The sequence below is a fragment of the Streptomyces doebereineriae genome (genome assembly GCF_031845645.1).
Lineage (GTDB): Bacteria > Actinomycetota > Actinomycetes > Streptomycetales > Streptomycetaceae > Streptomyces > Streptomyces canus.
In genome coordinates this window covers 276,448-294,746 of record NZ_JAVREZ010000003.1, presented here as the reverse complement: position 1 = coordinate 294,746, position 18,299 = coordinate 276,448, and the positions used below count along the sequence as shown (strand labels likewise).

Sequence of the window (18,299 nt, the reverse complement as noted above, 5' to 3'; positions counted from 1 at the left end):
GTGTCGTACGACTGTCGCAACGCCTCAGTCGCGCTCGCACACGAAGATCGCCGACCCGGGGATCAGATTCCCGCGCAGTGGAGACCAGCCGCCCCACTCCGAGGTGTTCCAGACCGGCCACTCCGGCTCGACCAGGTCGACCAGGCGGAAGCCGCCGGCGACCACGTCACGCACCCGGTCGCCGATCGTGCGGTGGTGTTCGACGTACACCGCGCGGCCCTGCTCGTCCTGTTCCACGTAAGGCGTGCGATCGAAGTAGGAGGCGGAGACGGAGAGGCCCTCGGGGCCGGGCTCGTCCGGGAAGGCCCAGCGGATGGGGTGGGTGACCGAGAAGACGAAGCGGCCGCCCGGGCGCAGGACGCGCCGCACCTCCCTGAGGACCAGTACCGGGGCGGCGACGAACGGCAGCGCGCCGTACGCCGAGCACGCCAGGTCGAACGAGGCGTCCGCGAAGGGCAGCGCGCCCGCGTCGGCGCACACCAGGGGGAAGGACGTACCGATGCGCAGGGCGTGCTGGAGCTGGCGGTGGGAGATGTCGAGGGCGACCGGGCGGGCGCCCTGCGTCGCCAGCCAGCGCGCGCACTGGGCGGCGCCGGCGCCGATCTCCAGGACGTCCCTGCCCTTGAGGTCCTCGGGCGGGCCCAGCAGCTCGGCCTCCACCTCGTCGAGACCCTCGGGGCCCCACACGAAGCGGTCGTCGCCGAGGAACGTGCCGTGCTCGACCTGGTACTCGTCCGCGTTGCGGTCCCACCAGCCCCGGTTGGCCCGGGAGCTCTCGGTGACGTCCGCGTCACGCCGGGTGGCCTGCGACTCCGCGTCCGGACCCGTCTCCTGCTGGTGTGATGCGGGCTCTTGGATGATCGGCTCCCTCGTATTAGTCTGCGGCTCCTCCGTCCGACCGTCGTGACGACGTCACGAATGGGACGTCGGCGGGTCCGCGTGGCCTCGTGAGACTGGTTTTCTGCCGGGTATGCGGCGATCCGCCCCGGGTGTGCGCCTTCGCGCATTGACCCTGTCCGGCTGCCCCCGTATGCTACAAGTTGCGCTGCGGGCCTGCGCTCCTCAGACGTAGCAGGCTGCGCTCGCATCTGTTGTATGTCCCCTCGGTTGTCGAGGCGCCACCATTGATTGTGTGGCGCTTCCTTGGCTGTCCGGCTTCTTCAGAGCGAAACAGGCTCCCGGCGTAAGCAGTACCTACGACTCACTGTCCGTACCGGAGCCCTTTCCCACATGACGAGCAGCACCGAGACCACCTCTACCACTCCGCAGGTAGCGGTCAACGACATCGGTAACGAGGAAGCCTTCCTCGCCGCGATCGACGAGACGATCAAGTACTTCAACGACGGCGACATCGTCGACGGCGTCATCGTGAAGGTCGACCGGGACGAGGTCCTGCTCGACATCGGTTACAAGACCGAAGGCGTTATCCCGAGCCGCGAGCTCTCCATCAAGCACGACGTCGACCCCAACGAGGTCGTCGCCGTGGGCGATGAGATCGAGGCCCTTGTTCTCCAGAAGGAGGACAAGGAAGGCCGCCTGATCCTCTCGAAGAAGCGCGCCCAGTACGAGCGTGCCTGGGGCACCATCGAGAAGATCAAGGAAGAAGACGGCATCGTCACCGGTACCGTCATCGAGGTCGTCAAGGGTGGTCTCATCCTCGACATCGGCCTCCGTGGCTTCCTGCCGGCCTCCCTCGTCGAGATGCGCCGCGTTCGCGACCTCCAGCCTTACGTGGGCAAGGAGCTCGAGGCCAAGATCATCGAGCTGGACAAGAACCGCAACAACGTGGTCCTGTCCCGCCGTGCCTGGCTCGAGCAGACCCAGTCCGAGGTTCGCCAGACGTTCCTCACGACCCTCCAGAAGGGTCAGGTTCGCTCCGGTGTGGTCTCCTCGATCGTCAACTTCGGTGCCTTCGTGGACCTGGGTGGCGTCGACGGACTGGTCCACGTCTCCGAGCTCTCCTGGAAGCACATCGACCACCCGTCCGAGGTTGTCGAGGTCGGCCAGGAAGTCACCGTCGAGGTTCTCGACGTCGACATGGACCGCGAGCGTGTCTCCCTGTCGCTGAAGGCGACCCAGGAAGACCCGTGGCAGCAGTTCGCCCGGACCCACCAGATCGGCCAGGTCGTGCCCGGCAAGGTCACGAAGCTGGTTCCGTTCGGTGCGTTCGTCCGCGTGGACGAGGGCATCGAGGGTCTGGTCCACATCTCCGAGCTGGCCGAGCGCCACGTGGAGATCCCGGAGCAGGTCGTCCAGGTCAACGACGAGATCTTCGTCAAGGTCATCGACATCGACCTCGAGCGCCGTCGCATCAGCCTCTCGCTGAAGCAGGCCAACGAGGCGTTCGGTTCGGACCCGGCCTCGGTCGAGTTCGACCCGACCCTGTACGGCATGGCCGCGTCGTACGACGACCAGGGCAACTACATCTACCCCGAGGGCTTCGACCCCGAGACCAACGACTGGCTCGAGGGCTTCGAATCCCAGCGTGAGGTGTGGGAGACCCAGTACGCCGAGGCGCAGACCCGCTTCGAGCAGCACCAGCAGCAGGTCATCAAGTCCCGCGAGGCCGACGAGGCTGCTGCCGCCGAGGGCGGGGACGCCGCGGGTGCGGCTCCGGCCGCCGGTGGTGGCGGTGGCGGTGGCGGTTCGTACTCCTCCGAGGGTGCGGACACCTCCGGCGCGCTGGCTTCGGACGAGGCGCTTGCCGCGCTGCGCGAGAAGCTGGCCGGTGGGCAGAGCTGAACGCCCACTGAGCAGTAGCTCTTGACTGAGGGACCGTACCTTTCGGGGTGCGGTCCCTCAGCGTTTGTCCGACGGCTGGCTTACTCCTGTCATGAAAAGGGCGTAAGAGATGGCCTGATCAAGCGCCAGGGTGGGAATGCCGCTGTTCCAGGGCGTGTTGAAGCGTATGAACACGAGGAGGAGCGGTCACAGTGCTTGATCCGCAGGGTTTGTACGCATGGGAGCCCAAGGGCCTCGCCGTGGTCGACATGGCGCTCGCCCAGGAGTCGGCCGGCTTGGTCATGCTCTACCACTTCGACGGATACATCGACGCGGGCGAGACCGGCGACCAGATCGTCGACCGGCTGCTCGACTCGCTGCCCCACCAGGTCGTGGCCCGTTTCGACCACGACCGGCTCGTCGACTACCGCGCCCGCCGTCCGCTGCTCACCTTCAAGCGCGACCGCTGGACGGAGTACGAGGAGCCCACGATCGACGTGCGGCTCGTCCAGGACGCCACCGGAGCGCCCTTCCTGCTGCTGTCGGGCCCGGAGCCGGATGTGGAGTGGGAGCGCTTCGCCGCGGCCGTCCAGCAGATCGTGGAGCGGCTCGGCGTCCGGCTGTCCGTGAACTTCCACGGCATCCCGATGGGCGTCCCGCACACCCGCCCCGTCGGTCTCACCCCGCACGGCAACCGCCACGACCTCGTCCCCGGCCACCGCAGCCCCTTCGACGAGGCGCAGGTGCCCGGCAGCGCCGAGGCCCTGGTCGAGTACCGGCTCATGGAGGCCGGTCACGACGTCCTGGGCGTCGCGGCACACGTCCCGCACTACATCGCGCGCTCGACCTACCCGGACGCGGCCCTGACCGTCCTGGAGGCCATCACGGCCGCCACCGGCATGGTCCTGCCCGGCATCGCCCACGCCCTGCGCACCGATGCCCACCGCACCCAGACCGAGATCGAGCGCCAGATCCAGGAGGGCGACGAGGACCTCGTGGCCCTCGTCCAGGGCCTCGAGCACCAGTACGACGCGGCGGCGGGCGCGGAGACCAGGGGCAACATGCTGGCCGAGCCGGTGGACATCCCGTCGGCGGACGAGATCGGTCTGGAGTTCGAGCGCTTCCTGGCGGAACGGGAAGGCGACAACTGAGGCACCCGCCCCAGGTCTTGTTCCGTACCACCCAGCACTGCCCTCAGGCGGAGCGTCTAGGCTTCCGGTCATGCTGAAGGTGGGCCTGACCGGCGGTATCGGTGCCGGCAAGAGTGAGGTGTCGAGGCTCCTCGTGGAGCACGGCGCCGTCCTGATCGACGCGGACCGCATCGCGCGCGAGGTCGTCGCACCGGGCACGCCCGGCCTCGCCGCGGTCGTGGAGGCCTTCGGTGAGGACGTACTCGCCGAGGACGGCGGCCTCGACCGCCCCAAGCTCGGCTCCATCGTCTTCGCCGACCCGGACCGGCTCGCCGCACTGAACTCGATCGTGCATCCGCTGGTGGGCGCCCGCTCCCGCGAGCTCGAATCCGCCGCGACCGAGGACGCCGTCGTCGTCCACGACGTCCCGCTCCTCGCGGAGAACGCCCTCGCGCCGCTCTACGACCTCGTGATCGTCGTCGACGCGAGCCCCGAGACCCAGCTCGACCGGCTCGTCAGGCTGCGCGGCATGACCGAGCAGGACGCACGCGCGCGGATGGCCGCCCAGGCGACCCGCGAGAAGCGCCTGGAGATCGCGGACGTCGTGATCGACAACGACGTACCCCTGGAAGAGCTGCGGCGACGCGTCCAGGAGGTATGGGGCGATCTCGTACGCCGGGCACGCGTGTCCCGGTCGTCTCAGGAATAGCGTCCCCCTGTCCGGGCGTTGAACCCTTCCAGTGAGGGAAGGACTTTGCCGTGCCCGAGACCAGCGGATCGACCGGACGTACTCCGGAGACCCATGTCATCGACTACCGCGCAGCGGAGCAGTTGCTCTCCGCGCGGGACCCGCGGGGCGCGGTGAAGCTGCTCGACTCCGTCATCGCCGCCCACCCGGAGAACACCGCGGCCCGGCTGCTGCGCGCGCGGGCCTTCTTCGCCGCCGCGCAACTGCGGCCCGCCGAGCTGGAGTTCACCATCGTCCTGGAGCGCGAGCCGGACAACGCCTTCGCCCACTTCGCACTCGCCCGCACCTATGAGCGACAGGGCCGGCCCGACCAGGCCAGGCGTCACTTCCGGCTGGCGGCCGCGCTGGACCCGAAGCCGGAGTTCCTGAAGGCGGCGCGGTTCGACACCTGAGCGTGCCGACCCGCTACCTGGGTCGGCTCTCCGGCGGGCGGTACGGCGGGATGTCGGGGCCCGGCTGATAGTGCGGGCCCTGCCGGATGTGCCGGAGGATCATCGCCATGTCGGCGGTGATCACCAGCCACAGCACTCCGCAGGCGATCGCCCACCCGGGCCGGCCCGCCAGCGCGAACGCGACCGTACCGAAGACCGCCCAGACCAGCCCCCACACGCTCAGCCAGAACCGCATCCGCAGTGCACTGCGCGCTGTCGTCGGCTCACTGCCCGTACGCATCGGGATCACCATTCCTCCCTTGCAACGTACTCTTCGGAACGGACGTTGACCAAAGGGCGAAAGAGGGGGTCACCGCGTGCTTCCGGACGCCGACGAACTGGCCGAGGTGCTGGTGGAACTCGCTGTACCGCACGAGGACGTGGGCGAACTCGTACGGATGGGCCGACGGGTCATGGACGACCCGGAGCTGCGGCGGTTCCTGGAACACTCCGTCGACCAACTCGTCCGGGACATGGGCAGGGCCGACGACCCGGTCGTCCTGCCCGAGCTCGACTGGCCGGCCGGCGCCCTCCAACGCTGCTTCCCCGTCTACGTGTTCGTGGCGGCGCTGCCCCACACGCGCGCGTACCACCGCTCGCGCGGCATCCCGGCAGAGGTGTCCCGGCGCACCCTCGCCGACCTCGGGCGGAACATGGCCGTGCACCGCAGGCGGTACGGCAGGACGGGCGTGGAGTCACCGCGCTGGCTGACCCGGCACTCCCGGGGCGAGCTGTACCAGCTGGGGCGACTCCAGTTCGAGCGGACGCGGTACGGGCCGTGGAACAGCCGGACGCTCGCGCCTGCCGGACTGGACATCGCCCCCGGTACGCCCTGTCTGAGCCTGCACATCCCGGACTTCCTCGGCCCGCTGTCACCGGAGGCCTGCGATCGCTCGCTCGCCCTGGCCGCCGAGTTCTTCGCCCGGCACTTCGCGGAGGAGCCGTATCGTGCCGCGTTGTGCCACTCCTGGCTGCTCGACCCGCAGTTGAAGGGGTATCTGCCCGCGGACTCCAACATCGTCCGGTTCCAGGAGCGCTTCCGGCTGGCCCCCGAGGACCCGCAGCCGGAGGACGCCGAGCCGGTGCAGTTCGTGTTCGGGGATCCGGAGCTGTCGGTGGAGCGCCTGCCGCGACGGACGGCGCTGGAGCGGGCCGTCGGTGATCATCTGCGGGCCGGCGGGCACTGGTACATCGGGCACGGCTGGTTTCCCCTGTAGTTCAGGTGCTTTGCAGTTCGGGCCCTTCAGGTCGCGGGTGGTTCCCTGGGTAACTCGGACGGGTGAATCTGTGCGGGTCGGGAACGACCGTGCGGATACGGGCCGTTGGACGGGCATGGAGCTGAGGATGCGAGCGGGACATCAGGGGACGGGACCCGGGGCGATCACCCCGGACGGGTGCGCGGTCGAGCTCTACTCGCGGCTGCGGATCGGGCCGGAGCCGGACATCATCGCCGGGGCGGTGCCCGCGGGGGCGCACATCCTGGAGCTGGGCTGTGGTGTGGGGCGCATGACCCGTCCGCTGCTGGAGCGGGGGTTCACGATCACGGCGGTGGACGAGTCCCCCGACATGCTGGAGCGCGTGCGCGGGGCACGGACGATATGCAGCACGATCGAGGACCTCGACCTGGGCGAGACGTTCGACGTGGTGATGCTCGCGTCGTTCCTCGTGCACCACGGCGACCTGAAGGTGCGACGCGGGATGCTGCGCACCTGTGCCCGGCACGTGGCGGCGGGCGGAAGTGTGCTGATCCAGCGCGAGGGCGAGGACTATCACTCCGATCTGCCGCGCGAGCGTAGCGAGATGGGGGTCCCCCCTGCCGAAGGCTGGGGGAGGGTCGACCCCAGTGGTTACACCGTGCGGATCGTCTCCTCGGAGCCGGTGGAAGAGGGCGTGAACTCGGTGCACGCGGAGTACGAGTTCCCGGACGCGACCTGGACCCAGACGTTCCAGGCCCGCCCGCTGACGAAGGAGCAGTTCGAGGAGGCGCTGGCGGAGGCGGGGTTGAAGGTGGACCGGTATCTGACGGAGGACCGGATATGGGTGCGGGCGGTGGCGGCCTGAGGGAAAAGGTTGTGGAGCGGCGATGAGTTCGGGTGCGGGCGCGGGTCTACCTCTGTGACAGCAACACGGACCGCTTCCCACAGGAGACCCCGATGTCCGAGACCACCGTCCCCGTCACCCGTACCGGCGCTTCCTCCGCCGTCTCCCCCGTCATCGCCGAGTCCTCGACCGTACGCGGCCGCCGGGCCCGGATCGCCCTGCGCACCCTGCAGGTCGTGCTCGCCCTCTTCTACGTCATCGCGAGCGCGCTCCCCAAGCTGATCGCGCACCCCTCGGCCGCCGAGGGCTTCGACAAGATGGGCTGGGGCAGCGCGGGGATGTACATCATCGGCGTGCTCGAACTGGCCGGTGGGATCGCCCTGTTGATCCCGGTGCTGCAGTCGGTGGCGGCCGTGGCGCTGAGCGGGCTGATGGTCGGAGCGTTCGTCGTCCAGCTCACCTACTTCGACGGGGAGAACGCGGCGACTCCGCTCATCCTGATCGTCCCCCTCGCCCTGATCGCCTGGGCCCGGCGCCGGCACAACGCGGACCTGCTGCGACTGGTGCGGCGACGGGCGTGACCATGCGGAGACGCCCACACGGCCATCGCGGTGAGGTCGGTGCCCTGCCCTTCGGGGAGGGGACCGGCCTCACGGTGGTGGCCGACGGGATGGTGGTCGGCCGAGGTGGGTGGTGGAGGCCTGGTGGCCGGCCTCGTCCGAGCGCCAGGCCGCCCGGACTGAGTGGCCGGTTCAGCCCGCGCTGTTGGGGGTGCCTGGGCCGCCGGGTCCGCCAGGACCGCCGAAGCTGTTGCGGCGGCTGCCTTCCTTCAGGCCGCGCAGGCGTTCCAGTTCGCGGCGGTCGCGCTTGGTCGGGCGGCCGGTGCCGCGATCGCGGATGCCGGCGGGGGCGACGGCCGTGCGGGGCGGGGGCGGGGGAGAGTTGTCGACGTAGCACTGGGCGGCCACGGGGGCGCCGACCCGCTTGCGGATCAGACGCTTGACGATGACGATCCGCTCCCAACCCTCCTGGCGGACGCGCACCTCGTCGCCGACGCGCAGGGAGTGGGCGGGCTTCACGCGCTCGCCGTTCACGTGCACATGCCCGCCCCGGCAGGCGGTGGCTCCCGCGGAACGGGTCTTGACCAGCCGTACGGACCAGATCCAGCTGTCGATCCGGACGCTCTCGCCGCTCTGCGCCCCCGCGGCCTCCGCGGCGGCGACCGCGGCGGCGATCTTCGGGTCCGGTGCCTCGGGAGCCGTGAGGCCGGGACCGGTGACCTCCGCGTCGGGACCCTCGGCCGTCGTTCCGGCCCGGCCCGTCCCACCGGTCTCGTTGTCGTCCGTACGTTCCACAGCCATGGCTCCGACCTTAGTACCCGGGGCCGTATCCGCCGGGTGGGTTTTCCGGGCGGTGCCCAGAGTGGTGGCCCGCCCTCACCCGCACGGCTCGGACGTGCCCGTACCGTGGAGCCGTGAACGCCCTCGCCGATCTCGACCGCCGGATCGCGGGCTGTCGCGCCTGCCCGCGGCTGGTCGACTGGCGGGAGGAGGTGGCCCGGACCAAGCGGGCCGCGTTCGCCGACTGGACGTACTGGGGGCGGCCGGTGCCCGGCTTCGGGCCCGAGGACGCGCGGATGCTGATCGTCGGGCTCGCGCCGGCCGCGCACGGCGGGAACCGTACCGGGCGGATGTTCACCGGTGACCGTTCCGGAGACGTGCTGTACCAGGCGCTGTACGACATCGGGCTCGCCTCGCAGCCGACCGCCGTGACCGCGGACGACGGCCTGGAGCTGTACGGCGTGCGGATCACCTCGCCGGTGCACTGTGCCCCGCCCGCCAACAAGCCCACTCCCGGGGAGCGCGACACCTGCCGGCCCTGGCTGGTCCAGGAGCTGAACCTGCTGCGGCCCACGCTGCGGAGCGTGGTCGTGCTGGGCGCCTTCGGCTGGCAGGCCGCGCTGCCAGCCTTCGCGGAGGCGGGCTGGAGCGTGCCCCGGCCACGGCCCGTCTTCGGACACGGCGCGCGCGTGGCGCTCGACGGCCTCGAACTCTTCGGCTGCTTCCATGTCAGCCAGCGCAACACCTTCACCGGCAGGCTCACCCCCGAGATGCTGCGGGACGTGCTGCGCACGGCTGCCGCGACAGCGGGACTGCGTGGTCGTACCGCCGAAAACCGGACGACGAGACCGCCGTACGACGGTTAGGGTCGCCGGATGCCCCTCTACCCGGAGATCGAACCGTACGACCACGGCATGCTCGACGTCGGCGACGGCAACCACGTGTACTGGGAGACCTGCGGGAATCCGGACGGCAAGCCGGCGGTGGTGCTGCACGGTGGGCCGGGGTCCGGCTGCACGCCGTGGGTGCGTCGGCTGTTCGATCCGGCCGCGTACCGGATCGTGCTCCTCGACCAGCGTGGCGCCGGGCGGTCGACGCCGCACGCGAGCGCGTACGACACGGACATGAGCGTCAACACGACCCCGCATCTCATCGCGGACCTGGAGCTGCTGCGGCGGCATCTGGGGGTCGAGCGGTGGCTGGTGTGGGGAATTTCCTTCGGGTCGATGCTCGGGCTGCGGTACGCACAGACACATCCGGAGGCCGTGACGGAGCTGGTGCTGACCGGGATCGCGACCGCCGCAAGTCCCGAAGTCGCCCTGCTGACCAGGGGACTTGGAAAGATCTTCCCGGCGGCGTTCGAACGGTTCGTCGGAGAGCTGCCCGCCGAGGAGCGGGCCGGGAACATCCCCGCCGCCTACAACCGGTTGCTGGAGTCGCCCGATCCTGAGGTGCGCGAGCGGGCGGCGCGGGCCTGGACCGACTGGGAGACCGCGATCGAGTCCGCGCCCCCGCGCTCGGTGCCGCGCTACGAGGATCCGGTGTTCCGGCAGGGCTTCGCCCGTACCGTCACCCACTACTGGGGCAACGACCACTTCCTGGGCGAGGGCAACGACGAGGGCGTCGTCCTGCGCGACGCGCCCCTCCTCAAGGACATCCCGGGCACCCTCGTCCAGGGCAGCCTCGACGTCGGCAACCTCCTCGGCACCGTCTGGCGGCTCCATCACGCCTGGCCCGGCAGCGAGTTGACGGTCATCGACGACGGCGCACACTTCGCGGGGGACCGGGGTGTGGACGTGATGGTGGCGGCGACGGACAAGTACGCGCGCGGCCGGCCCCGTTAGATCATCTCGGCCGTGTCCCCGAACAGCTGCCGTACCGTCGACTCGTAATTGGTCCGCACGTGCGCGAGGGCGTGCGCGCGGGCCCGGTCCGGGTCGCCGGACGCGATCGCCTCGTACAAGTCACGGTGTTCGACGAGGAGTTGGGGCCACTCCTCGTTCCGGCGGGTCATCCAGCGCAGCCGCCCCGCAACCGGTTCCAGGGCGTCGACCAGCAGGCTGTTGCGGGCCATGGCCACGATGCTGTCGTGCAGACGGCTGTTGACGTCCGTGATCGCCTCCGCGTCGCCCGCCTCGGTCGCGGTCGCCGCGAGGGCGAGGAGCCGCTCGACCTCGGCGAGGTCCTCGGGGGTCGCGCGCGTGGCGGCGAGGCCGGCGGCGTACACCTCCAGCGCCTCGCGCAGCTCGAAGAGTTCCTTGACGTCGTTCGGGGTCAGTCGCCGTACGACCGTTCGGCGGGGCGTCTCGAAGTGGACGAAGCCCTCGGCGACCAGCGCGCGGATCGCCTCGCGGACCGGCACCCGGGAGACCCCGAAGCGCTCGGCGAGCTCCCGCTCGACCAGCCGGTCGCCCGGCCGCAGCCCGCCCGCGATGATCTCCTGCCGCAGGGTGGCCAGGACGCGTTCGCGGACGGCGCCGAGGGGCTCGATGTTCGTCGTGGAGCTCATGGAGCCATCTTCTCCGACTCCGGAGCTGTTTTACGAAGCGTTAACGGACGCGACATCGGTCGGAACTCTTGACGGCGGGACCATGTCCGCAGTTTGGTATACCAAAACTGGATGCCAGGCGGCCGCCATCCTCCTGTCCCCGTCCCTGGAGGCCCTGTGTCCCTCGCCGACCGCGCCGAAGTCACCGGCGCACCAGCGTTCGTCCCCGATCCCCGGCTCACCAACGAAGACCTGGCACCCGCCGGCAAGCGCAACTGGAAGGTCTTCGACCTCTTCGCCATGTGGATGTCCGACGTCCACAACCTGGGCAACTACACCTTCGCGGCCGGTCTGCTGGTTCTCGGCATGAACGTGTGGCAGGTCTTCACGTCCCTGCTCGTCGGTTTCGTGCTGATCTACGTCGGCATGAACTGGATGGGGAAGATCGGCCAGCGCCACGGCGTGCCGTTCCCCGTCGTCAGCCGCATCAGCTTCGGTGTGTGGGGCGCCAACATCCCGGCCCTCATCCGGGCCGTGATCGCCATCATGTGGTACGGCATCCAGACCTATCTGGCCTCCGTCGCCGTCAACGTGATGCTGCTGGCCGCCTGGCCGGGCCTGGAGTCCTGGACCCACAGCTCCTTCCTCGGCCTCGACGCGCTCGGCTGGGTCTCCTTCCTCTCCCTGTGGCTGATCCAGGCGCTGATCATCAGCCAGGGCATGGAGTCGGTGCGGAAGTTCCAGGACTTCTGCGGTCCCGCGATCTGGCTGGTCATGATCGCGCTGGCGATCTGGGTGCTGGCCAAGGCCGGCTGGAGCATCTCGCTCACCACCACCCCGCACCCGGTCTCCGTCGGTGAGCAGTGGCGGCAGTGGTTCGGCGCGATCGGCCTGATCCTCGCCACGTACGGCACGCTGATGCTCAACTTCTGCGACTTCTCGCGCTTCGCCCCGGACTACAAGACCGTCCGCCGCGGCAACTTCTGGGGCCTGCCCATCAACTCCACGGCCTTCGTGGTCGTCTCCGTGATCGTCACCGCTGGCTCGCTGGAGGTCTGGGGCCAGGCCATCACCGACCCCGCGGAGCTCGTCGCCAAGGTCGGCAACACCTGGGTGATGGTCCTGGGCGCGCTCACCTTCGCCATCGCCACCATGGGCGTCAACATCGTCGCCAACTTCGTCTCACCGGCATACGACCTCGCCAACGTCTGGCCGCAGAAGATCACCTTCAGGGTCGGCGGCATGATCAGCACGGTCGCCGCGCTGCTCGTGACCCCGTGGAACCTCTTCTCCAACCCCACGGTCGTCAACTACTTCCTCGGCGGCCTCGGCGCCTTCCTCGGCCCGCTGTTCGGCGTGATCATGCTCGACTACTACTGGGTCAAGAAGGGCCGCGTGGACATCGACGAGCTGTTCAAGGCCGAGCCCGGCTCCCGCTACTACTACCGCAAGGGGGTCAACCCCAAGGCCCTGTGGGCGTTCCTGCCGGCGGCCGCCGTCGCGGGCGTCCTCGCCCTGGTGAAGACGTTCAGTGATGTGGCCCCGTACTCGTGGTTCATCGGTACGGCACTCGCGGCCGGCCTGTACGCGCTGCTGTGCCGGAGCGAGCGAGCCGCTCGTGAGGTCCCCGAGGCTGTGGAGGTCTGAGAAACGTGCGGATCGCCGTCACCAACTGCAACACCACGCAGGAGATGACCGAGGAGATCGTACGAGGTGCCCGGGCCGCGGCAGGCCCGGGCACCGCCGTGCTCGGCCTCACCCCGCGGTGGGGGCCCGAGTCCGCGGAGGGCTGGCTCGACAGCTATCTGTCCGCGGCGGCGGTCATCGACCTGCTGCGCACGTACGAGGGCCCTCCCTACGACGCCGTCGTCATGGCCGGCTTCGGCGAGCACGGCCGGGAGGGCGTCCGGGAGCTGGTGGACGTACCGGTCGTCGACATCACCGAGGCCGCCGCCCATCTGGCCTGTCTGCTCGGCCGGCGATACGGCGTGGTGACCACGCTGGAGCGGTCGTGCGGGCAGATCGAGGACAGCCTGGAGCTGGCGGGGGTGGGGCGCAACTGCGCCGCCGTCGTCGGGACCGGACTGGGGGTTCTCGACCTCAGTGACGCCGACCGCACGGAGGCCGCGTTCCTGGCGGCCGCCGAGCGGGTGCGGGAGGCGGGCGCCGAGGTCCTGGTGCTGGGGTGCGCGGGGATGACCGGGCTGCAGCGGACGGTGGGGGAGAAGCTGGGGCTTCCCGTCGTCGACGGGGTGGGGGCGGCGGTGAAGCTCGCGGAGTCGCTGGTGGGGCTGGGGCTGAACACCAGTCGGGCGGGCGGGTATGCGAAGCCGGTGCCGAAGAGGCGGGTGTGGGGAGGGCCGTCGGATTGACCCCTCTCAGGGGAGCCAGACATACCGCACGTCCGGCTCCCGCTCCTCGTTGCCGCTGCCGTCGGTGCGCTCGGCCTCGACGAAGCCGTGACGTTCGTAGAAGCGGTGGGCCGGCTTGTTGACCTGGAAGGTCCACAGGCTCAGCCCCTGCGGACTGCGTTCCTTGGCGAGCGCGACGAACCGGTCGCCGATGCCGCGCCCCCGCCAGTCGGGGTCGAGATACAGCTGGGACAGCAGATCGCCGGCGAGAACCATGAGGCCCACGACCTGTTCCTCCGCCGCAGCCACCCACGTCTCCCGCGACGGCACCACGACGTCCCGGATGTAGGCGCGCACCTCGTCGTCGGACCGGGGCCGTACGACCGTCGGCAACGCGGCGGCGAAGGAACGCAGATAGACGTCGGCCGTGGCGGAGGCGTCGGAGGCGGTGGCCCGGCGGATGACGACCGTGCTCATCGGGAGGCCCTCTCCGGCACCACGGCCGTAGCCGTGATCTCCACCAACTGGCCCGTGTAGCCGAGGCAGGCGACCCCGATCAGCGTCGACGAGTGCGGACCGGTGCTCAGCCCGGAAGCCTCCACGACCTCCCACACGGCGGACAGCACCGCCGGCTCGCTGCTCACGACGTGCACATCGGTGGCCAGCACATGCTCCAAGTCGCTTCCCACCGCGTGCAGTTGCTCCCGAAGGTTCGCGATCACCTGCTCGGCCTGCCGCGCCGGATCCCCCTCACCGACGAGGTTCCCCTTCGCGTCCAGCGGAACGGACCCGGCCAGAAACGCGAGCTTCGTGCCGGCCTCCACGACGGAGGCGTGGGAGTAGGTCGGCGGCGGGAAGAGGGCCGTTGCGGTGACGCGCTGGATCACGTGGACTCCTGGGGTGAACGGCGGACAACTTTCCGATCATCGGGGGCGGGGGGCGGGACCGCACCTGAATTTCCGGGACCGGGAAAACGGGTTGCATCATCGGCCGCGTAAATCCGTGGAGGGCCGCCCCCGGGCTTCGTACGCTGCGCCCATGTCCCCCACACTCTCCGACGCCGACTTCCTCGACACCACCACCGACCGGCTCGCCGCCCTCCCCGCCGTCCGGTCCGTTGCCCTCGGCGGCTCCCGCGCCCAGGGGACCGCACGGCCGGACAGTGACTGGGACCTGGCGGTCTACTACCGGGGTGCCTTCGACCCGGCCGATCTCCGTGCCCTCGGCTGGGAGGGCGAGGTGTCCGAGATCGGCGGCTGGGGTGGCGGGGTGTTCAACGGGGGAGCCTGGCTGACGATCGACGGGCGGCGGGTCGACGTCCACTACCGCGACCTCGATGTGGTGGAACGGGAACTGGCGGAGGCGGAGGAGGGGCGGTTCCGGGTGGAGCCCTTGCTGTTCCATCTCGCGGGAATCCCCACCTACCTGATCGTGGCCGAGCTCGCGATCAACCAGGTCCTGAGGGGTGACCTCCCGCGCCCCTCGGCCTACCCGCCGAAACTCCGTGCCTCGGCCGCCGCCCGCTGGCGCGACACCGCCCACGCCACCCTCGCCTATGCCGAGGCCCACCACGCCCCGGCCGCCCGCCTCACCGAAACCGCGGGCGCGCTGGCCACGGCCGCCGTCCAGATGGGGCACTCGGTGCTGGCGGGGCGGGGGGAGTGGGTGACGAACGAGAAGCGGCTGCTGGAGCGGGCCGGACTGCGGGAGGTCGACCGGATAGTCGAGTCCTTGACGGCATCACCGGGGTCGGCCGTCCGCGCGGTCGCGGAGCTCCGGGAGTTGTTCGACACAGCGAACTGAGTGGCCGTCGGCTCGCCTTCCCGGGTTGCGTTCATAAAGAACGTGGCCTTTGCACACATCGTCACACGTGAGTAACACAAGCGTCCCGGACCGTCCAAGAACGCGATCTACCGTGGACACCACAGCCCAACGCCCGGCCACCGTCGCCCGAAGGCACACCCCCGCCTCCCCCAGACGACAGGAGCCCTGTGTCATTCGCCCTACCGCCCTGGCTCGCGCACGCCCTGCGTGCTCAGCGTGGGCCGATTCCCTGGAACGCCGTGGTGCGGGGTGCGCTGTCGGCCGGGCCCATCCTCCTGGTCGCCGTACTCGCCGACCGCACCTCTCTCGGTGTCGTCGCCGCCATCGCCGCCATGCTCGCCGGGATCAACGACCGGCCCGGGAGCCGGCGGGTCTCCGTCAAGCGGATCGGGGTGCCGGCGCTCGCGGGGGCGGCCGGGATGTTCCTGGGGACCACCGCGGGGGAGCACATCGGGGCGGTCCCGCTGACCGTGCTGCTGACCCTTGTCGGGCTGGTCGCGGGGGGTGTCAGCGCCGTCGGACCCGTCGCCTCCGGGGCCGGTACGCAGCTGCTGGTCGCTTCGGCGATCGGGGCGGGCATGCCGTTGCCGGAGGGAGGGGGACTGCGGGCCGTCGTGTATCTCGGCGGGGCCTGCTGGCTGCTCGCGCTGCGGCTCGTGCTGCCCACCCCCGGTGCCCTCGTCGGGGACTTCCGGTTCGACGGCGAGCGGGCAGCTGTCGCCGAGGTGTACGAGGCCGTCGCCGCACTCCTGGACGCTGCGGGGAGCGAGAACGCCACCGCGCGGCGCGTCGCGCTCACCGCCGCCCTCGATCACGCGCAGGACGCGCTCACCGGTCCCCGGCTGCGGCGGTACGCCAGCTCGGGCGCCGAGCGGCGGCTGCACGCGCAGTACGCCGCCGCGCTGCCGCTCGCCGAGGCCGCCACCGCGCTCGCCTGGGCGGAGGAAGCGGTGCCCGGGCGGGCCTCCGCGGGGCCCCGACGGCTCGCCGTCGCCGTACGGGAGAACACGCACACCGGGCCGTTGCCCGCGCCCGCCCGTTCGGCGCCCGCGCTGCGGGCACTCGACGACGCGTTGCTGCGGGCCGCCGACGCCTTCGACCGGGGCCGGGGCGGGGATCTGCACCGGCGCCGGCTCACCGTCCGGGGCGTGCTGCGGTCCGTTTTCGGGGCCGGCGGGCGGGAGTACGGGCTGCGGGTCGCCCTCTGCTTCGGGGCAAGCGTCGCCGTGGCACAGGCGCTGCACCACTCCCACTGGTACGGGGAGCACCAGCACTGGTACTGGCTGCCCGCCACCACCGTCTTCCTCGTCAAGCCCGACCTCGGACCGCTCGTCTCCCGGGTGCTGTGCCGGGCCGCCGGGACCGTCCTCGGAGCGCTGGTCTTCGCCGGGTTCGCGCTCGTGCTGCCGCGGCCCGAAGGACTCATCGCGCTCGTCGCCGTCAGCGGGGCGCTCATTCCCGTGGCCACCCGGCACTTCGCCGCGCAGACCGCCGTCGTCACGGTCCTCGTCCTGGCGCTCGTGATGGTGGGCGGCGAGCCGCAGGCCTCCGCCGGCCGGATCACCGAGACCCTGCTCGCCTGCGCCATCGTGCTGCTCGTGGGGCATCTGCCGATGCCGGGGCAGCGGGGCGGGGGAGTGCGGTCCCGGCTGGCCGCGGCGAGCGGCGCGGCCGAGGCGTACCTCACGCATGTTCTGCGGGAGACCGAAGGGCCTGTTCCACGGGAGCCGGTGCGGCCTGTGCTTCGGCAGACCGCGCGGCCTGCCCCACGAGGCGCCGGGTCCGTCGTACGGGACACCCCCACCGACGACGCCCGCGCCCGGCGCTGGACCCTCCGCCGCGAGGCCTACCGCGCGCTCGCCGAGGCCCGTACCTCCATCGCCCTCGCCGCCGCCGAACTCCCCGCGCTCGCCCGGCACTCGGAGGGCGCCGACGAGATCGTCGCCGTGCTCGAGGGGATCGTCGACACGACCACCGCGTGCGCCGTCCACCTCGACGACTCCGGGCGGCTCGCCCCCGAACAGGTCAAACGGCTCACCGAACTCCTCGGCGAACTCGGCCGACTTGACGACGGGCGCGGGCGAGTGGGGGTCCGGCTGCCCGAAGTTCCCCTCGCGGGTTAGAGCCGGTTGGGAGTCACACCCGTACCCACACCGGTGCGTGGTCCGACCCGGGCGTCCCCACCCGCTTCGTCGGATCCTCGTCCACCGACGGCAGTACGAGGGCGTCGTCCCGGTGCTCGGGCAGGCCCGTCCCCGCCTCCACGATGCGGCGGGCCAGACGGTGGCTCACCAGGACGTGGTCGATCAGTTCGGCGCGTCCGAAGCTGACGCGGGAGAAGCGGCGCTTTTCGAGTATGCGCGGGGCGATGTCCCACAGCCGGAACGGATCGCCGAGGTCGGACTTGTTGAACGCGCGCGGTTTGTCGAGCTCCGAGCCGGGCGGACCGAGCAGGATCTGTGTGGTGGCGGCGTTCACCACGTCGTTCATGTCGCCGAGGACGATCACGTCCCGTTCGGTCCCGGCGCCTTCGAGCAGGAAGTCCGCGAGGGCGCGCAGGGTCGTCGCCTCGGCCGCCCGCCGGTAGAGGGCGTAGGCGCCGAACCGGGCCCGTTCGGCCTCGTCGTGCGGCTGGAAGCGGCTCCGGCCACCCGTGCCCGGATACGACAGCAGCTTCGACTTGAGATGGGCGACCGCCACCTGGAGCACCCCGTCGCCGGTGTCGGTCTCCACGGCGAGGAAGCCGCGGCTGGTCACCTTGTCGTGCGCGTCGGGCTCGATGCCGTCGTCACCCTGCACGGGGCGCAGCTTGTCCGCGAACGCGTGGGCGTCCCGCCGTATCCGCAGGGGGGTACGGCTGAGGAAGCCGACGCGGATGCCCCTGTGGTCCGCGTGCCGGGAGAGCGCAGTGTGCCACTCCCCGCCGATCGCCTTGACCAGATCGTCGAGTGTCTCCTCCTGCCTGACCTCCTGGACGCCCAGCAGCGCCGGGTCGAGCGCGGTGATCACGGAGGCGAGGGCCTCCACTTTCGCCTCGTACTCGGCCTCGGTCCCGGGAGCGCCGTCGCCGCTGTGCGGCAGCATCAGATTCTCTAGATTCCAGGTGCCGACGAGCATGCCGGACCCCTTCCGGAAGGCGTACGACGGGCGGTGCGGTGAGGCCAGAGTGCAGGTGCCCGAGCCGCCGCGACAGAGCGGCGACGGGATGCGCGGTTCACCCACTGCG

At 70.7% G+C, this 18,299-nt stretch carries 20 protein-coding genes; 13 read left to right on the top strand and 7 right to left on the bottom strand.

Going from position 1 to position 18,299, the window contains the following annotated elements; translation table 11 throughout:
* Nucleotides 1-24: 24 nt before the first annotated feature.
* Nucleotides 25-861 (bottom strand): class I SAM-dependent methyltransferase, encoded by an 837-nt coding sequence (locus RNB18_RS10945; protein ID WP_311714255.1) that lies wholly within the window; start codon nucleotides 859-861, stop codon nucleotides 25-27.
* 369 nt (nucleotides 862-1,230) lie between these two features.
* Between RNB18_RS10945 and rpsA the strand changes: the two genes are divergently transcribed.
* The 4 genes from rpsA to RNB18_RS10925 all read left to right on the top strand — a co-directional run bounded on the left by rpsA (nucleotide 1,231) and on the right by RNB18_RS10925 (nucleotide 4,991).
* Nucleotides 1,231-2,742, top strand: a complete 1,512-nt coding sequence (rpsA, locus tag RNB18_RS10940; protein ID WP_311713921.1) for a 30S ribosomal protein S1 — start codon at nucleotides 1,231-1,233, stop codon at nucleotides 2,740-2,742.
* A gap of 191 nt (nucleotides 2,743-2,933) precedes the next feature.
* Nucleotides 2,934-3,872, top strand: a complete 939-nt coding sequence (locus RNB18_RS10935) for a PAC2 family protein (RefSeq protein ID WP_266525392.1) — start codon at nucleotides 2,934-2,936, stop codon at nucleotides 3,870-3,872.
* A 70-nt stretch (nucleotides 3,873-3,942) separates the two neighbouring features.
* Nucleotides 3,943-4,560, top strand: coding sequence for a dephospho-CoA kinase (gene coaE / locus RNB18_RS10930; protein WP_311713920.1), 618 nt, complete (start codon nucleotides 3,943-3,945; stop codon nucleotides 4,558-4,560).
* A 50-nt stretch (nucleotides 4,561-4,610) separates the two neighbouring features.
* Nucleotides 4,611-4,991 (top strand): tetratricopeptide repeat protein, encoded by a 381-nt coding sequence (locus RNB18_RS10925; RefSeq protein WP_057618417.1) that lies wholly within the window; start codon nucleotides 4,611-4,613, stop codon nucleotides 4,989-4,991.
* 13 nt (nucleotides 4,992-5,004) lie between these two features.
* Here RNB18_RS10925 and RNB18_RS10920 read toward each other — a convergent pair whose 3' ends face one another.
* Entirely contained in the window at nucleotides 5,005-5,283 is a 279-nt protein-coding gene (locus tag RNB18_RS10920) for a DUF6343 family protein (protein WP_311713919.1), read from the bottom strand.
* A 64-nt stretch (nucleotides 5,284-5,347) separates the two neighbouring features.
* Between RNB18_RS10920 and RNB18_RS10915 the strand changes: the two genes are divergently transcribed.
* The 3 genes from RNB18_RS10915 (at nucleotide 5,348) to RNB18_RS10905 (ending at nucleotide 7,651) form a co-directional block, all read left to right on the top strand.
* The gene (locus RNB18_RS10915) at nucleotides 5,348-6,247 is read left to right on the top strand and encodes an acyltransferase domain-containing protein (protein WP_311713918.1); all 900 of its coding nucleotides are present in this window, start codon (nucleotides 5,348-5,350) and stop codon (nucleotides 6,245-6,247) included.
* Nucleotides 6,248-6,374: 127 nt separating this feature from the next.
* A complete protein-coding gene (locus RNB18_RS10910) occupies nucleotides 6,375-7,091 on the top strand; it encodes a class I SAM-dependent methyltransferase (RefSeq protein ID WP_311713917.1) in 717 nt (238 codons plus the stop codon).
* A 92-nt stretch (nucleotides 7,092-7,183) separates the two neighbouring features.
* Nucleotides 7,184-7,651: a DoxX family protein gene (locus RNB18_RS10905; RefSeq protein WP_311713916.1), complete on the top strand. Its 468-nt coding sequence runs from the start codon at nucleotides 7,184-7,186 to the stop codon at nucleotides 7,649-7,651.
* A gap of 171 nt (nucleotides 7,652-7,822) precedes the next feature.
* Here the strand turns inward: RNB18_RS10905 and RNB18_RS10900 are convergent, their stop codons facing one another.
* Complete coding sequence (locus RNB18_RS10900) at nucleotides 7,823-8,431, bottom strand: RNA-binding S4 domain-containing protein (RefSeq protein WP_311713915.1); 609 nt, start codon at nucleotides 8,429-8,431, stop codon at nucleotides 7,823-7,825.
* 113 nt (nucleotides 8,432-8,544) lie between these two features.
* Here RNB18_RS10900 and RNB18_RS10895 point away from each other — a divergent pair, with 113 nt between their 5' ends.
* Both RNB18_RS10895 and pip read left to right on the top strand, forming a co-directional pair.
* Nucleotides 8,545-9,276 (top strand): uracil-DNA glycosylase, encoded by a 732-nt coding sequence (locus RNB18_RS10895; protein WP_311713914.1) that lies wholly within the window; start codon nucleotides 8,545-8,547, stop codon nucleotides 9,274-9,276.
* Between the two features lie 9 nt (nucleotides 9,277-9,285).
* Entirely contained in the window at nucleotides 9,286-10,254 is a 969-nt protein-coding gene (gene pip, locus RNB18_RS10890) for a prolyl aminopeptidase (RefSeq protein ID WP_311713913.1), read from the top strand.
* Here the strand turns inward: pip and RNB18_RS10885 are convergent.
* Entirely contained in the window at nucleotides 10,251-10,919 is a 669-nt protein-coding gene (locus tag RNB18_RS10885) for a GntR family transcriptional regulator (RefSeq protein WP_311713912.1), read from the bottom strand. The two genes, pip and RNB18_RS10885, sit on opposite strands and share 4 nt — an antisense overlap.
* A gap of 156 nt (nucleotides 10,920-11,075) precedes the next feature.
* Between RNB18_RS10885 and RNB18_RS10880 the strand changes: the two genes are divergently transcribed.
* Both RNB18_RS10880 and RNB18_RS10875 read left to right on the top strand, forming a co-directional pair.
* A complete protein-coding gene (locus RNB18_RS10880; protein WP_311713911.1) occupies nucleotides 11,076-12,545 on the top strand; it encodes an NCS1 family nucleobase:cation symporter-1 in 1,470 nt (489 codons plus the stop codon).
* Nucleotides 12,546-12,550: 5 nt separating this feature from the next.
* A complete protein-coding gene (locus RNB18_RS10875; RefSeq protein WP_311713910.1) occupies nucleotides 12,551-13,270 on the top strand; it encodes an aspartate/glutamate racemase family protein in 720 nt (239 codons plus the stop codon).
* 6 nt (nucleotides 13,271-13,276) lie between these two features.
* Here RNB18_RS10875 and RNB18_RS10870 read toward each other — a convergent pair whose 3' ends face one another.
* Together RNB18_RS10870 and RNB18_RS10865 are read right to left on the bottom strand one after the other, a co-directional pair.
* Nucleotides 13,277-13,726 (bottom strand): GNAT family N-acetyltransferase, encoded by a 450-nt coding sequence (locus RNB18_RS10870; protein ID WP_311713909.1) that lies wholly within the window; start codon nucleotides 13,724-13,726, stop codon nucleotides 13,277-13,279.
* A complete protein-coding gene (locus RNB18_RS10865) occupies nucleotides 13,723-14,136 on the bottom strand; it encodes a RidA family protein (RefSeq protein ID WP_311713908.1) in 414 nt (137 codons plus the stop codon). The genes RNB18_RS10870 and RNB18_RS10865 overlap by 4 nt, the downstream gene beginning before the upstream one ends.
* A gap of 151 nt (nucleotides 14,137-14,287) precedes the next feature.
* Between RNB18_RS10865 and RNB18_RS10860 the strand changes: the two genes are divergently transcribed.
* Together RNB18_RS10860 and RNB18_RS10855 are read left to right on the top strand one after the other, a co-directional pair.
* Nucleotides 14,288-15,052: a nucleotidyltransferase domain-containing protein gene (locus tag RNB18_RS10860; RefSeq protein ID WP_311713907.1), complete on the top strand. Its 765-nt coding sequence runs from the start codon at nucleotides 14,288-14,290 to the stop codon at nucleotides 15,050-15,052.
* 188 nt (nucleotides 15,053-15,240) lie between these two features.
* A complete protein-coding gene (locus tag RNB18_RS10855; RefSeq protein WP_311713906.1) occupies nucleotides 15,241-17,196 on the top strand; it encodes an FUSC family protein in 1,956 nt (651 codons plus the stop codon).
* 13 nt (nucleotides 17,197-17,209) lie between these two features.
* Here the strand turns inward: RNB18_RS10855 and RNB18_RS10850 are convergent, their stop codons facing one another.
* Nucleotides 17,210-18,190 (bottom strand): endonuclease/exonuclease/phosphatase family protein, encoded by a 981-nt coding sequence (locus tag RNB18_RS10850; protein WP_311713905.1) that lies wholly within the window; start codon nucleotides 18,188-18,190, stop codon nucleotides 17,210-17,212.
* Between the last annotated feature and the right edge of the window lie 109 nt (nucleotides 18,191-18,299).

What these genes read in the sequence shown, in the direction of transcription:
- coaE (WP_311713920.1), top strand. Translation starts at nt 3,943, where the DNA reads ATGCTGAAGGTGGGCCTGACCGGCGGTATCGGTGCCGGCAAGAGTGAG.
- pip (WP_311713913.1), top strand. Translation starts at nt 9,286, where the DNA reads ATGCCCCTCTACCCGGAGATCGAACCGTACGACCACGGCATGCTCGAC.
- RNB18_RS10905 (WP_311713916.1), top strand. Translation starts at nt 7,184, where the DNA reads ATGTCCGAGACCACCGTCCCCGTCACCCGTACCGGCGCTTCCTCCGCC.
- RNB18_RS10850 (WP_311713905.1), bottom strand. Translation starts at nt 18,190, where the DNA reads ATGCTCGTCGGCACCTGGAATCTAGAGAATCTGATGCTGCCGCACAGC.
- rpsA (WP_311713921.1), top strand. Translation starts at nt 1,231, where the DNA reads ATGACGAGCAGCACCGAGACCACCTCTACCACTCCGCAGGTAGCGGTC.
- RNB18_RS10900 (WP_311713915.1), bottom strand. Translation starts at nt 8,431, where the DNA reads ATGGCTGTGGAACGTACGGACGACAACGAGACCGGTGGGACGGGCCGG.
- RNB18_RS10910 (WP_311713917.1), top strand. Translation starts at nt 6,375, where the DNA reads ATGCGAGCGGGACATCAGGGGACGGGACCCGGGGCGATCACCCCGGAC.
- RNB18_RS10860 (WP_311713907.1), top strand. Translation starts at nt 14,288, where the DNA reads ATGTCCCCCACACTCTCCGACGCCGACTTCCTCGACACCACCACCGAC.
- RNB18_RS10885 (WP_311713912.1), bottom strand. Translation starts at nt 10,919, where the DNA reads ATGAGCTCCACGACGAACATCGAGCCCCTCGGCGCCGTCCGCGAACGC.
- RNB18_RS10870 (WP_311713909.1), bottom strand. Translation starts at nt 13,726, where the DNA reads ATGAGCACGGTCGTCATCCGCCGGGCCACCGCCTCCGACGCCTCCGCC.
- RNB18_RS10920 (WP_311713919.1), bottom strand. Translation starts at nt 5,283, where the DNA reads ATGGTGATCCCGATGCGTACGGGCAGTGAGCCGACGACAGCGCGCAGT.